This window comes from Flavobacterium sp. LC2016-12 (assembly GCF_015351595.1).
Lineage (GTDB): Bacteria > Bacteroidota > Bacteroidia > Flavobacteriales > Flavobacteriaceae > Flavobacterium.
The window spans coordinates 15912-29241 of the sequence record NZ_JADKPT010000001.1 but is presented as its reverse complement, the minus strand read 5'-3'; the positions used below and the strand labels follow the sequence as shown (position 1 = coordinate 29241).

The window sequence follows — 13330 nt, the reverse complement described above, 5'->3', positions numbered from 1 at the left end:
ACCAAAACCATGATAAAAAAAATTACATTTCTACTTTTTATTGCTTTCGCTTTAAATACTAATGCACAAACTACAACAGATTTCTCCACTGTAAAAACACACACTGGCGATGTAAAAATCCCAGGAAACTGGGAACAATTAAATTCAATAAATGACTCTGGCCAGACGTACTTAAAAAATAGTGAAGGCGTAATAATTGCCATTGCTCAAAATCCTAAAAAATCCTATCCCTTTTTCAAAAGTAATAAATCTGGTTTCGAAAACGTAAAATTATTTTATGTCTGGGATTCCGATTATATTAAAGAGAACAAATATAAAACGGACAAGATCAAAGAGAATGCTGAATCAGAATATATTATTTGGAAATACAACGATGGAAAACTGGATAATGTATTTCTATTCGGTTCTGCTAAAGATAATTTTTTAAATCTGCTGGTTTACTCCAATATTTGGGATGAAGATAAAAAGGTTTTGTTTTTAGAGAATTTATATCAGTTAAATAAATAATTCCGCTTTGCAAAGTATTATTTTTCAAAACATTACAACAAATACAATCATGAAAAAATTCTATTTCCTCCTCTTCTTTGGTTTACTTTTTAACATCGGTTTTTCTCAGGAATCTATTTGCGAAAAATTTAAAATCGGAAAATTTCTCTATACCAGCGAAGGACTTCCAGACATAACCGTAACCCGAACCAAAACCACTCAAACAGAAACTATTAAAGAATCGCCAGCAGTTATTCAAGGTACAATCGTTTGGAAATCAAATTGTACTTATGAATTTATTTTTACGAAAGGGCCTGTGCCAGAACTTATAGGAAAAACGATGTCTGTAGAAATATTTAATATAAATGGAAATACGGCTAAAGGAAAAGCTTTGTTTGAAGGAAAGTACGTAAATTTCGGTTTAGAAAAATTAGATTAATTTCAAACAAATGGAAAATAAGGATTACGAACAATACATCAAAAACATTGGCACTCCAAGAGAGTATTCCGATAGTTTATATTTGGTTTATGTCGAACTTTATAAAGCAGATGAAGAGTTGTCCAAAATAATAGCAGAACATTGTAAGATTGTTTCAGAACTAGAATTTGGTTATATCTGTGAAGTTAACATGCAAAGTATTCCAGAAATTGCCCGTTCTTTATCTTTAAAAAATCATGCTATTTATCAAATTGTCAGACTAGTAAAACTTTCTTGAAATTATACTACGAACAAGTGAGATTTAATAAACCAATGCTTGCGATGGCTGCAAGTGCAAAAACTTCATTTGACAAATTTGAAGTGGAAGAAAAAGAACTAGAAGAAACTATAACTATTGTTTATGAGATCGCGAAGAAATAAGCAAACTTAAAACACGTAAAATGAGGAAACTTATCTTTTTGGCTGTATTCTTTAGTCTGATTGCTTGCACAAATAAAGCTGAAAAAACAGATGGAAAAACCATAGATAGAAAAGAGGTTGCTAAACCTAATTCTCCTAAAAAACTTTCTCGTAAGCAAGTAGTTCAAAACCTAAAAATCAACAAACCTAAAAATTCAATCCTCTCTAATGACATTCAATTTATAAACGATTCGATTCTTGAAGGAAAATTCAAATTAGACATTTCACGATATGTTTTAGAAAATGCAAAAAAAGAATGTTTTCCAACACTAGTACAAAAGAAAGCATTTTATGAATATTCTTTAGAAGCGACAAAAGTTTTCAAGAAAAAGTTTAAAACTTTGGGTGACCTTAATGGAGATGGAAAAAAGGATTCTGTTTTTATTTTACCCGGTTTAGGTTGGTGTGAAGAAGGTCAATCTTATTATTTTACCGATAATCAAATTCCAAGAATAGAATCCAATTCAAATTGTTGTCATCCCGAAAGTATTTTCAGCATTGGAGATATTGACGAGGATGGAGGAAATGAAATTGCAGAGTATAATTCATCCTGCGCCAGTAATTTTAAAGTATTTAAGATTTGGACCTTGAAAAATGGTAAATGGAAGTTAGTTGATGATTTTATATTTTATTTCAATAATGGTAAATATGAAGCATTTAAGGACTTTCATAAACTTTATAAAAAAATTTCGAAAAACAAATTTAAGTTCCTGGAAATCTCTGACATGCGAGGGGATGGAAATGCCGTAATGGAATGGAAAACAGTAACGATGAAAATCGAAAAATAAAAGTATCTAAATGAATAAATTTGATTTTAATAATAAATAGTACGTTATCAGATGTTAGAAGCGTGATGCTCACGCTAGCGAAGTTTCAGAAGCAAATAAAAACAAAATTACAAACCAAAATACAAACCATTGAAATCAAAAAACCTACTCATCATTATCTTTTTACTATTACTTGGAAAACCTATAAAAGCGCAAAATAAAATTGACGAAATTTTTAAACTTAAAATTGAAAGGGCTATGATCTCGAGAGGAGATAATTTTCCCGATTTTAAAATAAAAAAGGACAGCTTAGATAAATTTTTATTTGCTCTTCATAAAGGCTTCTCACCAAAAGATTTTCAGGAGTATGTAAAGTTCAGTGATGAAAAAATGAATAGTTCAATCGCACTTTTAGAATCTAAAAACTGGCTTCATAAGGTTAACAATCAATACAAACCAACTGTTTTTATTGCCGATGCAAAAGATGGTGAGCTGCTTTTTAAATATGCAAAACCAATTTCAGGAAAAATAACGAAATCTATACGTAAAAATTTAGCCGCAATAAAAGAGCAATTTGGCAAAACAGAAATAGCAAAAAAACAGGATTTTCAAACCTGGTCGTTTTTTGTTTTAAGCGACGTTCTTTTAGATTCCTGGCAAATTGATAATGTGGAAAAAGAATTTCTTAAGCAGGATGACAGACCTTTACGAAACGGCAAACATTATTATTTTAGAATCACTGAAAATACCAATCAGCAAATAGAATCATTTGGAATTTACGGCAATCAAACCGAGCAAATTGAAGGCCGTTATGTGAGTGTCTACGGAAATAACCGCGATCATTTAAAAATGGCTGTTTCTGAAAATCTGGTTTCAACGGCAGACAACGAAACCTTTGATAAAATGGCTAAAAACTTTTTGCCTGAATTATTAAAAATATTAGAAGAAGAAAGAAGCTACAGCAAAAAAATATACGTTCAATTAGGCTACGACAAAGAAATAACTTTTGAAGAATTTTTTATCTGGTGGTACCATCTTATTTATACACAAGCGACAAACGAAATGAAAGAGAAAGGACTTTTGACCATTCCGGAAAGTGGTAATTTTCCTTATACAATTGAAGGATAAAGTATTATTTTTAATTCTAAACATAAACGCTAACCAAAATGAATTTTAATAAAAAATATTCTATCATTATAATTATCCTTTTTGTTTTCTTCATGTTCTTTAAGCCTATCGTTTGTTTTTTTATACTAGGCATTTTAATATTTCATTATGGAATTAATAGTTTCTTATTTCTAAATCATATTACTAAAAGCGGTATTGAAAGCATAGGTAAAATACAGTCTTACGAATCAGATAATGAAGGATATAAAACACCAATTATTGAATTTAAAACTCTTGAAAAACAACTTATAACTGCAAAACCTTATTATTATGCCTCCTCAGATTTAAGCAAGTTTAGAACCTATAAAAGCAATATAGATAAAAATATTGCAATACTCTACAGTGCCGAAAATCCTGAAAAATTTGTTATAAAAACAGAAAAAGAATTTAATTATGGAACTTTGATATTTGCAATGCTTATAGGTTTTCTTTTTATGGTTATTACAATTGCAAATCTTTTGGGATTTATTAATATGGATAATTAAAAAACACATGAACTTTGTTATCCCTAGTTCCTTAAAAAACTCCAAATCCTCAGTAGTAATCAAAAAATTCTTATATTTCATTTTGTTAATAGTTCTTAATTAAAATACATTTTACTTATGGAAACAAAATTTGAAGCAGGAATTAATATCGCAATAAAGCTACCGAAACATAAATACGATGAAACAGTAGCATTTTACCGCGACATTCTAAAACTTGAAGTTAAAGAAGTGCCTATAACTAATCCGACCGTTTCAAGAACACATTCGGTGCAATTTGGACATAATATTATTTGGTTAGATTGTGTTGATAATTATACCCATTCTGAAACCTGGTTACAATTGACAGTGCCTAGTGTCGAAGAAGCGACCAATTATTTAAAACAAAATGGTGTATCGACTTGCGATGAAATTGAAGAAATTCCGCAAAACATGCATTGGATAATGGATCCTTCAGGAACCGTTTTTAATTTGCAAAAAAAGAGCGAGTAAAAATTGCTTCAGGAGAGCTACTCAACAAACCAGAAATTAAGCCACCATTCAAAATGAAGAAATTTGACTTTAATAATAAAAGATTTGCCGTTATTGAAAATTCCGATAACGGAGAAGTAAACACGCAAACCGTTTTCCACTATCAGCAGAAAGGCAATCTTGTAACAGCAGACTATTCCGGAGGAACAATAACTTACGGGAAAATTATCGCCGACTTAAAAGACGATAGATTACACATGCTTTATCAATGTTTAACAGTAGACAATGAATTGAAAGCTGGTAAGGCATTAGCCAAAATTAGACTGACAGAAAACGGCAAAATTAAATTGACATTAGATTGGGAATGGCTAGACGAAGAAAATGCAAAAGGAAGATCTGAATATCTGGAGATTGAGTAAAAATAGTAATCTGATTTTAAAAAAAAACAAACCAATGAAACTAATCACTACCATCCTATTTTTAATTTTCAACTTAACCCTATTCGCCCAATCCAATCAATTTGCTGGCGAATATCAGCGTACACTTGAAGACACACAAAATAAACATCTGATAGAATACAAATTAACCTTAAATCAGGACGGAACATTTTTATTTCATTCCTATTCAAAGACTAATGGCGGTGTTCCTCCAGAAGTCAATAAATACGGAAAAGGAAAATGGACTGCAAAAGACAATCTGATTACTTTTTCTTCAAACAAACAAGAGGATTTAGATACAAAATATACGTTGGATTTTAATAAATCGACGGCGAGATTTGTAACTAAAAACCCAAGGGATAAGTCGGACAAAATTGTCAAAACCAGACTTACTTTTTTGGAGTCAGGAATCTTCTGGATGGAGAGAATTGATGTTTTTAAGATATAAAAAAAATAGGTCTTGATTAAAAATAACCATTCGCATAAATGAAAATTATTCTAGAAAGAAAATTAGATTTTAAACAGTTTCAAAATTTGATTATTTTGACTTTTATTACTGTAATGGTATTTCTGGGAATGCTAAACTCGGTTGATTTTAAATCTTATTATAGCATCGAAATAGTTTTTCTGTTTTTGATCCTTATTTTCATTTCTATTTTATTTACTAAAAAAGGGCTGTTGATTGAAAATCGAGAACTTTATACCGCGACTTTTTTATTTGGATTTGTATTAAGAAAAACATTAATACTAACAGAAGACTTTAAACAGTTTTATATAAGAACAGGAAAGCTATCAACCAATTACAATTATTCGTCTGACATTGAAGAGTTTCATAATTGGGAGCCTAATTTGAATCATTCTGTAACTAGTTTTACTTTACTAATGTTTGATGAAAACAAGAGCATAAATAAAAAAATTCTGAGATTGACAAAACCGGAAAAAGTTAAATTAGCTATTGATTTTATCGTTAGAAATACTCATCTGGAAAAATATTAAACCTTATTTACTTTTTCTTTGATTACTTATCCACGTTTAAAAACTTTTCAAGAATAAAAAAACAGAACCTCTTCGTAGTAAAAAAATTTCATTGGCAAATTCTAAATCCTTATTTTGCATCTTCAAAATCAGAATTTACAAATGACCAGTATCACTACCGAAGTTTTAAAACCAAAACAACATTTTGAAATCCTTGACGGTTTAAGAGGAATAGCCGCTTTAGCCATTGTCGTTTTCCATTTTATGGAAATCGTTTATCCGCCTGCAGAAAATTTCATTGCTCACGGGTTTTTAGCCGTTGACTTTTTCTTTTGCCTCTCCGGATTTGTTATTGCCTACGCCTATCATGATCGAATGGAGAAAATGAGTCTTACTGAATTTTTTAAATTACGATTAATTCGATTGCATCCACTGGTGATTTTTGGTTCGGTTTTGGGGTTACTAACTTTTCTTTTTGATCCGTTTAGTGATCATGCCGCAAGTTATGAAACCGGAAAATTGATTCTGATAATTTTGAGCACGCTTCTTCTGATTCCTTTTCCGGCAATGCCAGATCGCTATTTCAATATATTTGGTCTAAACGCGCCAGCCTGGTCCTTGTTTTGGGAATATGTTGCCAATATATTTTATGCCCTTTTCCTTCACAAACTAAGTCGTCGTGCGCTCTTTATAATAACCCTTTTTGCTGCAGCGGGAATTTGTTTTGTTAGCCATCGCGCGGGAGGTTCATTAATGGGCGGATGGAGCGGAGAAACCTTTTGGGATGGATGCGGTCGTATTTCGTTTTCCTTCTTAGCTGGTATGTTGATTTATCGTTCTAATTGGATCATCAAAACAAAACTGGGTTTTATTGTTTTATCTGTATTATTGTTGTTTGCGCTCTTATTGCCTTTTACTAGTTGGAACTGGTTGACAGAGCCTATAGTTGTCTTGGTTTATTTTCCGCTATTAATTGCAGTGGGAGCTGGAGCTACACTAACGCAAGGTTTCAGAAAACTGTGCATCTTCTTCGGAAAAATATCTTATCCGTTATACATGACGCATTATGCCGTGATGTGGATATTCGCGGGCTATTATGCGAAATACAAACCGGCAGCAGGTCAATTGACTGTCATCATAATCATTGGAACACTTCTTTTACTTGGTTTCGCTTATTTAACAATGGTTTTTTATGATACTCCAATTCGAAAGTATTTGACCGAGAGAAGAAAGAAAGCTTAATAATCTCTCTCAGAGAGACACAGAACTAGTACATGGATATTTAAATCTGGAAATTTAACGGTAATACTAAAATAATAAGTTGACAGAGAAAGGATTGAAATCAAAAAATAAAAAAGGGTATTGGAAATCTTATTCTCTAGGCATTCTTATTTGTTTAGCGCTATCCCTTTACTCCTATACAAAATTCATAGCTTTGAAATATCCCAACTATATTGGTTTGATCTTTTCTGCGCTGTTTTTAGTGATTGCCTTACTCATTTTCTACTTTTTAATTTCGATAAAAACCTATATTGTTACAAACAATAAATTGACTGTAATATCATTTGGAAGATCGCAAAAAACTTATAATTTAAATGAATTAATAAGCTGGACGAAAGCTGACGTAAAAGGCAAATATGGCAGATACGAAATTTTCGCTTTACACTTTAAATCGGGCGAAAAAATCAAACTATCAAGCGACACCTATGATAATTATTTTGAAATAAAAATTGAGTTGACTAAAAATAAGCAACGCAATCTAAAACTGGAAGAATTAAACCGAAACAAAGCAGGCTTGATTGCTTTCATTGTCTTCACGTTAATTGGAATATTATGTCTTATCGGTGCGTATGATAAATTGCAAAATAAAGATCTTGACGATAAGGACATTATCGCTTTTGGTGACAAAACTTCTGGGAGCATTCAATATATTAATAGAAAACATGATTACATTTTAATAAAATTAAAATCCTATCCTGACTTCAATTTCAGAATTCAAGGCAAAGATTTAAAAGCTACTTTTGTTGAGGAGTTAATAAATGAAATTAAAACAGGAGATTCCATCTTTTTAGGAATTGATAAAACAGAATACAGGACAAAAATAATAAAGACAGATTCCTTGTCGTTTCCTGACAACTATTTTTTTAATGAAACAATCAGCGTTAAAAGTGTTCACTCAAAAAAGAATGATTACCTAAAATTATCAGAGGTTAATGCTATTCGTGCTGATGATAAATATTGGGATTTTGGAATTTTTGGTGTCTTTGGACTGATATTTATGCTGACGGGTATTTATGGAATAAAAACAGTAATAACAAAAATGAACGATGAACAATGACTTCTATTATAAAGCTGTAGAGCCAGAAGAGTCACTTCTTGACTTTGTAGAAAATATTGGGATGTTTCATAATCCGTCCAGCAATGACATGGAAGTAGTCCTAATGCCAGACGGACGAATTGATTTGTTTTTTATGAAAACAGAATCAGAGCCATTTGAAATTACACTTATTGGTCTGGAAAATGTACCTGAACAACAAATTATTCCGGCAAATACTCTGGCTTTCAAAATTAGTTTTAAACCCTTAGGAGCAGAATATCTTTTGCAGACTTCTATTGCTGATATTTTAAATAGTGCCAAAGTTTTACCTAATGATTTTTGGGAATTCACTGCTGATGATTTAAAAGATTTTGAGGGTTTTCATTCTAAAATAGCCACAAAACTAACGGAACTTTTACCCGCTAAAATCGACGAAAGAAAACGTAAGCTTTTTAAACTGGTTTACGCATCAAATGGCGAAATAAAAATACAGCAGCTTTCAGAAGAAATATCCTGGAGCAGCCGCGAAATCAATAGGTATTTCAATAAACAATTCGGACTTTCATTAAACGCCTTTTGCAAAATTTTACGATTCAAAGCATCTTTAGAACATATTGCAAAAGGCAGACTTTTTCCGGAATTGAACTTTACAGACCAAAATCATTTCATCAAAGAAATCAAAAAATTCTCCGGGGTTGCACCACGCGAATTGCTAAAAAATAAAGATGACCGATTTATACTATTATCCGTTCTAAAACAACAATAATTTTGTTCCGACCAAAGGCTGACAAGTCAAATGGAATAAAATAATTTAAAATTAAACGGAATGTTACTAGAAAATAAACAAGTCGCTATCATTGGCGGCGGTCCCGGCGGACTTACTTTAGCCAGACTTTTACAATTGCAAAATGTGAATGTAAAAGTATATGAAAGAGATTTAAATAAAAACGCAAGAGTACAAGGTTCACCTTTGGATATGCATGATAATTCGGGATTAGCCGCTATTCGCAAAGCTAGTTTATTTGAAGAATTCAGAACTAATTTTATGCCTGGTGCAGATAAAACACTCCTTTTAGACGAGCAGGCAAAAGTATTTTACAGCGACCACGAAACGAATCTTGAAGAAGATTTTGATAATGAATATTTTCGCCCGGAGATTGACCGCGGTGTATTGCGAAAAATACTAATTGAATCATTAAAGCCTGAAACAATAGTTTGGGACAGTCATTTTATTTCGATGGAGCCACAAAACGAAGGCTGGTTATTGCACTTCAAAAACGGTTTATCTGTTTACGCTGATCTTGTAATTGGTTCTGATGGTGCTAATTCTAAAATCCGTCCCTACATCACAGACATAAAACCGTTTTATTCAGGCATCACCATGCTGGAGGGTAATATTTACGAATCCGCAAAAATGGCACCACACATGCATTCTCTTTTAAATGGAGGAAAAATAATGGCATTCGGAAATGAAAAAAACATATTGATGGGCCAAAAAGGTGGCGGCGCTCTAGGTTTTTACGTCAGCTTTAAAACTGATGAAAACTGGTCTGTCAACAGCGGTTTGGACTACGCTGACAAAGTGCAAATTTTAGAATGGTTTAAAAACGCCTATCCCGAATGGAGCACTGTTTGGCATGAATTATTAGAAAATGTTTCAGTGCCTTTTATTCCGCGTCTTATTAATTGTATGCCTTTAGATCAAACCTGGGAAGCTTTATCTAATATAACCATCATTGGTGACGCTGCACACGTAATGCCTCCATTTGCAGGTGAAGGCGCCAATATGGCCATGCTTGATGCTTTAGAATTAAGTGAATACTTAACTTCTGATAAATACAAAACCATTCAGGAAGCTATTTCCTTTTATGAATCAAACATGCGTGAAAGAGCTGCAGAAGCAGCAAAGGAATCGCTTGAAAATGGCGAAAAAATGCATTCTAAAGATTCATTGAAAACGATGTTGGAGTTCTTTAATCACTAAGGTGCTGAGATAAAAACCGATCAAAGACAGTGCGAAATTTTCACGCAAAGTCGCAGAGTCGCAAAGTTTTGTTTCACGCAGATTTTTTACAACTGATTTTAAGTAAAAAAATCTGCTGAAATCTTTTTAAAATCTATGTTAAATAAGTTGCAATAAAAAACTTTGCGCCTTAGCGGCTTTGCGAGATTAAAAAAATCAAGCTCAAAAAAAATCTTAGTGTCTTTGTGCCTTAGTGGCAAAAAATTTCAATACCAATTTCTAATTCCCTAATTTCGCTTTCCAATTAAGAAAGAGAAAATGAAGGTCTGTATTGCCGAGAAACCAAGTGTAGCACGTGAAATCGCATCCGTTTTGGGAGCCAATACCAAGCACGATGGCTATTACGAAGGCAATGGTTATGCCGTGACCTACACTTTTGGGCATTTATGTACCTTAAAAGAACCTAACGACTACAAACCGCACTGGAAAAGCTGGGATTTGAATAACCTGCCCATGCTTCCGGAGAAATTCGAGACCAAAGTAGTTGAGAATTCAGGAATTCAAAAACAATTCAAAATTGTAAAAAGTCTATTCGACAAAGCCGAAGTAGTTATAAACTGCGGGGATGCCGGGCAAGAAGGAGAATTGATTCAGCGTTGGGTAATGAACGAAGCCAATTATAAAGGCGAAGTACAGCGTTTGTGGATTTCGTCTTTGACAACAGAAGCCATAAAAGAAGGTTTTGATAACCTAAAACCATCTGCCAACTACGATAATTTATTCTACGCCGGATTTTCAAGAGCGATTGGCGATTGGCTACTCGGAATGAATGCTACGCGTTTGTATACCGTAAAACATGGTGGTTACAAACAAGTTTTGTCTATCGGCCGTGTGCAAACGCCAACATTAGCGATGGTGGTGGATCGTTTTAAAGAGATTGAAAATTTCAAACCCCAGCCCTATTGGGAATTGCAGACTTTATATAGAGAAACACTTTTTAGTTACGAAGAAGGCCGTTTCTTGAATAAAGAAGACGGACAACTTTTAGCGGATAAAGTTAAAGAAAGTGACTTCGAAATTGTTTCTGTGGATAAAAAGAACGGAAACGAATTTGCTCCAAAACTGTTTGACTTAACGGGTTTACAGGTGTATTGTAATACCAAATTTGGGTTTTCGGCAGATGAAACGCTTAAAATTGCGCAGAGTTTGTACGAGCAAAAAGTTGTGACTTATCCGAGAGTTGATACGACTTTTTTACCAAGTGATATTTATCCGAAAGTACCGGGAATTCTTCAAAAATTATCGAATTATAGTACGTTGACCCAACCTCTTCTAGAGAAAAAGATTAAAAAATCGCCAAAGGTTTTCAACGATAAAAAAGTTACCGATCACCACGCTATTATTCCAACTGGAATAGAAATCAATTTGCCGTACAATCAGCAACAGGTTTATGATATAATTGTAAAGCGTTTTATTGCTGTTTTTTATGATGATTGTTTGGTTGCCAATACCACAGTGGTTGGAAAAGCAGCTGATGTACTATTTAAAACGACAGGAAAAGAAATCCTGAAAAAAGGTTTCCGTGTTGTTTTTGAAGATCCGAATGCTAAAGAAAAAGAAGCGGATATATTACCAAGTTTTGTTGTTGGAGAAAGAGGTCCGCATGAACCTTCGTTTTTAGAAAAGGAAACCAAACCACCCAATCAGTTTACAGAGGCAACTTTACTGCGTGCGATGGAGACCGCCGGAAAACAAGTTGACGATGAAGATTTACGCGAATTGATGAAAGAAAACGGAATTGGCCGTCCGTCAACACGTGCAAATATCATTGAAACACTTTTTAAACGTCAGTACATCGTTCGAAATAAAAAACAAGTTTTGCCGACACCAACCGGAATTCAGCTTATTGAAACGATTCAGAATGAATTAATCAAATCGGCGGAATTGACAGGTTCCTGGGAAAAGCAATTGAAAGATATCGAAAAAGGAACCTATACTGCCGGAGCCTTTATAAAAAACATGAAGCGCATGGTTGAAGCTTTGGTTACTGAAGTCCGAAGCGAAACCAGACACGCTAATATTTCGCATGCCGGAAATGTGCAGAAAGAAGCGGTCAAAGTCGAACAAAAGAAAGCTGCCGGAATTTTGGCAGAAGCCTGTCCGAAATGTAAAAAAGGAAATCTGATAAAAGGAAAATCGGCTTATGGCTGTTCTGAATACAAATCGGGTTGTGACTTTGTATTGCCTTATGTTTTTTCAGATAAAAAAATAACAGAAAGCCAATATATGCGATTGCTTCAAAAAGGTTCAACCGTAAACATAAAAGGCTTTAAAACCGAAGCTGGTGCCGTAGAAGGTTTAATTCGTTTTGAAGAAAACTACAAGCTTAAATTAGAAGCAAAAAAAACAGCTCCGAAAGCAAAACCTGAAGCAAAAACAGCTGCTTCATCAGATTCTTTAACATGTCCAAAATGTAAAAAAGGAACAGTTCTAAAAGGAAACACAGCTTACGGCTGCAGCGATCATAAATTAGGCTGTGATTTTAAGGTGACTTTTGATGAGGTAAGAGCCAAACTAAAAGACCAAAAACCAAGCAAAGAGTTGGTTTATATTATTTTAACAGAAAGTTTTTAAAGTTTTTTGGCCACTTCCGATAGCTATCGGGATCAAGGATTAAAGTGCTTTTTTGTTTCACGCAGATTTAAAAAAGATTTAAGCAGATGTGCGCAGATTTATATATTTTAAAATCAAAATTAATCTGCCTAAATCTGCAGAATCTGCGTGAAATAAAAATTATTGAATCTGATTCACCTATTCCCTTCGGTTGAGTTGTGGTAAGCTTTTTTTTCATACTTTAGTACCACTATTTAATACCTAAAACCAAAAAAAATGTTTCAAAAAACCACTCTTCTACTTGTTTTATTAGCCGTTGTCTCTTGCAAAAAAGCAGAAACAGTTGAGAAAGATAAAATTAAACTGGCCGACTGGCTTATTGGTACCTGGGAAAACAAATCAGAAGACGGTGTTTTGACAGAAAGCTGGCAAAAAATAAACGACAGTACTTTCAGTGCGACTTCTTATTTCATTAAAAACAACGACACTTTGCATGCTGAAAAAATAATCTTAGCTCAAAAAGGCGAAATGTTATTGTACAGCGCAACAGTAAACGGACAAAACAATGATAAAGCCATCGATTTTGGTTCGACTACAGAAAATGAAAACAAATTGGTTTTCGAAAATCCATCACATGATTATCCACAAAAAATCACGTATTCAAAAGGAGCAAATAATACTTTGACTGCTGAAATTTCAGGGAATTTGCAAGGGAAGATGACGACGGAGAAGTTTGTTATGACTAAGAAGTAGA

General features: G+C 33.3%; 17 protein-coding genes. All 17 read left to right on the top strand.

Annotation, left to right across the window (positions count from 1 at the left end):
• The first annotated feature begins 9 nt into the window (after positions 1 to 9).
• On the top strand, positions 10 to 507 hold the full coding sequence (locus IRZ99_RS00140; protein ID WP_194655354.1) for a hypothetical protein: 498 nt from the start codon (positions 10 to 12) through the stop codon (positions 505 to 507).
• A 49-nt stretch (positions 508 to 556) separates the two neighbouring features.
• Positions 557 to 925 carry a hypothetical protein gene (locus tag IRZ99_RS00135; RefSeq protein ID WP_194655353.1) on the top strand — a complete coding sequence of 123 codons (369 nt, stop codon included), beginning with the start codon at positions 557 to 559 and terminating at the stop codon, positions 923 to 925.
• Positions 926 to 935: 10 nt separating this feature from the next.
• Positions 936 to 1202, top strand: coding sequence for a hypothetical protein (locus IRZ99_RS00130; protein WP_194655352.1), 267 nt, complete (start codon positions 936 to 938; stop codon positions 1200 to 1202).
• The gene (locus tag IRZ99_RS00125) at positions 1199 to 1345 is read left to right on the top strand and encodes a hypothetical protein (RefSeq protein WP_194655351.1); all 147 of its coding nucleotides are present in this window, start codon (positions 1199 to 1201) and stop codon (positions 1343 to 1345) included. The genes IRZ99_RS00130 and IRZ99_RS00125 overlap by 4 nt, the downstream gene beginning before the upstream one ends.
• A 20-nt stretch (positions 1346 to 1365) precedes the next feature.
• Entirely contained in the window at positions 1366 to 2172 is an 807-nt protein-coding gene (locus IRZ99_RS00120; protein ID WP_194655350.1) for a hypothetical protein, read from the top strand.
• A gap of 129 nt (positions 2173 to 2301) precedes the next feature.
• The gene (locus IRZ99_RS00115) at positions 2302 to 3279 is read left to right on the top strand and encodes a hypothetical protein (protein ID WP_194655349.1); all 978 of its coding nucleotides are present in this window, start codon (positions 2302 to 2304) and stop codon (positions 3277 to 3279) included.
• A 38-nt stretch (positions 3280 to 3317) separates the two neighbouring features.
• On the top strand, positions 3318 to 3803 hold the full coding sequence (locus IRZ99_RS00110; protein ID WP_194655348.1) for a hypothetical protein: 486 nt from the start codon (positions 3318 to 3320) through the stop codon (positions 3801 to 3803).
• 117 nt (positions 3804 to 3920) lie between these two features.
• On the top strand, positions 3921 to 4292 hold the full coding sequence (locus tag IRZ99_RS00105) for a VOC family protein (RefSeq protein ID WP_194655347.1): 372 nt from the start codon (positions 3921 to 3923) through the stop codon (positions 4290 to 4292).
• Between the two features lie 53 nt (positions 4293 to 4345).
• Complete coding sequence (locus IRZ99_RS00100; RefSeq protein ID WP_194655346.1) at positions 4346 to 4690, top strand: hypothetical protein; 345 nt, start codon at positions 4346 to 4348, stop codon at positions 4688 to 4690.
• Positions 4691 to 4724: 34 nt separating this feature from the next.
• Positions 4725 to 5156 carry a copper resistance protein NlpE N-terminal domain-containing protein gene (locus IRZ99_RS00095; protein ID WP_194655345.1) on the top strand — a complete coding sequence of 144 codons (432 nt, stop codon included), beginning with the start codon at positions 4725 to 4727 and terminating at the stop codon, positions 5154 to 5156.
• Positions 5157 to 5194: 38 nt separating this feature from the next.
• Positions 5195 to 5704 (top strand): hypothetical protein, encoded by a 510-nt coding sequence (locus IRZ99_RS00090; RefSeq protein WP_194655344.1) that lies wholly within the window; start codon positions 5195 to 5197, stop codon positions 5702 to 5704.
• Positions 5705 to 5845: 141 nt separating this feature from the next.
• Positions 5846 to 6925 carry an acyltransferase gene (locus IRZ99_RS00085; RefSeq protein ID WP_194655343.1) on the top strand — a complete coding sequence of 360 codons (1080 nt, stop codon included), beginning with the start codon at positions 5846 to 5848 and terminating at the stop codon, positions 6923 to 6925.
• A 193-nt stretch (positions 6926 to 7118) separates the two neighbouring features.
• Positions 7119 to 8021: a hypothetical protein gene (locus tag IRZ99_RS00080; protein WP_194655342.1), complete on the top strand. Its 903-nt coding sequence runs from the start codon at positions 7119 to 7121 to the stop codon at positions 8019 to 8021.
• Entirely contained in the window at positions 8011 to 8766 is a 756-nt protein-coding gene (locus IRZ99_RS00075) for an AraC family transcriptional regulator (RefSeq protein WP_194655341.1), read from the top strand. The genes IRZ99_RS00080 and IRZ99_RS00075 overlap by 11 nt, the downstream gene beginning before the upstream one ends.
• Before the next feature lie 60 nt (positions 8767 to 8826).
• A complete protein-coding gene (locus tag IRZ99_RS00070) occupies positions 8827 to 9984 on the top strand; it encodes an NAD(P)/FAD-dependent oxidoreductase (RefSeq protein WP_194655340.1) in 1158 nt (385 codons plus the stop codon).
• A 297-nt stretch (positions 9985 to 10281) separates the two neighbouring features.
• Positions 10282 to 12597: a type IA DNA topoisomerase gene (locus tag IRZ99_RS00065; RefSeq protein WP_194655339.1), complete on the top strand. Its 2316-nt coding sequence runs from the start codon at positions 10282 to 10284 to the stop codon at positions 12595 to 12597.
• A gap of 255 nt (positions 12598 to 12852) precedes the next feature.
• Positions 12853 to 13329 carry a DUF6265 family protein gene (locus IRZ99_RS00060; RefSeq protein WP_194655338.1) on the top strand — a complete coding sequence of 159 codons (477 nt, stop codon included), beginning with the start codon at positions 12853 to 12855 and terminating at the stop codon, positions 13327 to 13329.
• Position 13330 lies beyond the last annotated feature (1 nt).

Bases quoted from the DNA above. Each gene is read 5' to 3' on its own strand.
- IRZ99_RS00105 (WP_194655347.1), top strand. From the start codon at position 3,921: ATGGAAACAAAATTTGAAGCAGGAATTAATATCGCAATAAAGCTACCG.
- IRZ99_RS00120 (WP_194655350.1), top strand. From the start codon at position 1,366: ATGAGGAAACTTATCTTTTTGGCTGTATTCTTTAGTCTGATTGCTTGC.
- IRZ99_RS00140 (WP_194655354.1), top strand. From the start codon at position 10: ATGATAAAAAAAATTACATTTCTACTTTTTATTGCTTTCGCTTTAAAT.
- IRZ99_RS00110 (WP_194655348.1), top strand. From the start codon at position 3,318: ATGAATTTTAATAAAAAATATTCTATCATTATAATTATCCTTTTTGTT.
- IRZ99_RS00090 (WP_194655344.1), top strand. From the start codon at position 5,195: ATGAAAATTATTCTAGAAAGAAAATTAGATTTTAAACAGTTTCAAAAT.
- IRZ99_RS00100 (WP_194655346.1), top strand. From the start codon at position 4,346: ATGAAGAAATTTGACTTTAATAATAAAAGATTTGCCGTTATTGAAAAT.
- IRZ99_RS00130 (WP_194655352.1), top strand. From the start codon at position 936: ATGGAAAATAAGGATTACGAACAATACATCAAAAACATTGGCACTCCA.
- IRZ99_RS00075 (WP_194655341.1), top strand. From the start codon at position 8,011: ATGAACAATGACTTCTATTATAAAGCTGTAGAGCCAGAAGAGTCACTT.
- IRZ99_RS00065 (WP_194655339.1), top strand. From the start codon at position 10,282: ATGAAGGTCTGTATTGCCGAGAAACCAAGTGTAGCACGTGAAATCGCA.
- IRZ99_RS00095 (WP_194655345.1), top strand. From the start codon at position 4,725: ATGAAACTAATCACTACCATCCTATTTTTAATTTTCAACTTAACCCTA.
- IRZ99_RS00085 (WP_194655343.1), top strand. From the start codon at position 5,846: ATGACCAGTATCACTACCGAAGTTTTAAAACCAAAACAACATTTTGAA.
- IRZ99_RS00070 (WP_194655340.1), top strand. From the start codon at position 8,827: ATGTTACTAGAAAATAAACAAGTCGCTATCATTGGCGGCGGTCCCGGC.
- IRZ99_RS00060 (WP_194655338.1), top strand. From the start codon at position 12,853: ATGTTTCAAAAAACCACTCTTCTACTTGTTTTATTAGCCGTTGTCTCT.
- IRZ99_RS00135 (WP_194655353.1), top strand. From the start codon at position 557: ATGAAAAAATTCTATTTCCTCCTCTTCTTTGGTTTACTTTTTAACATC.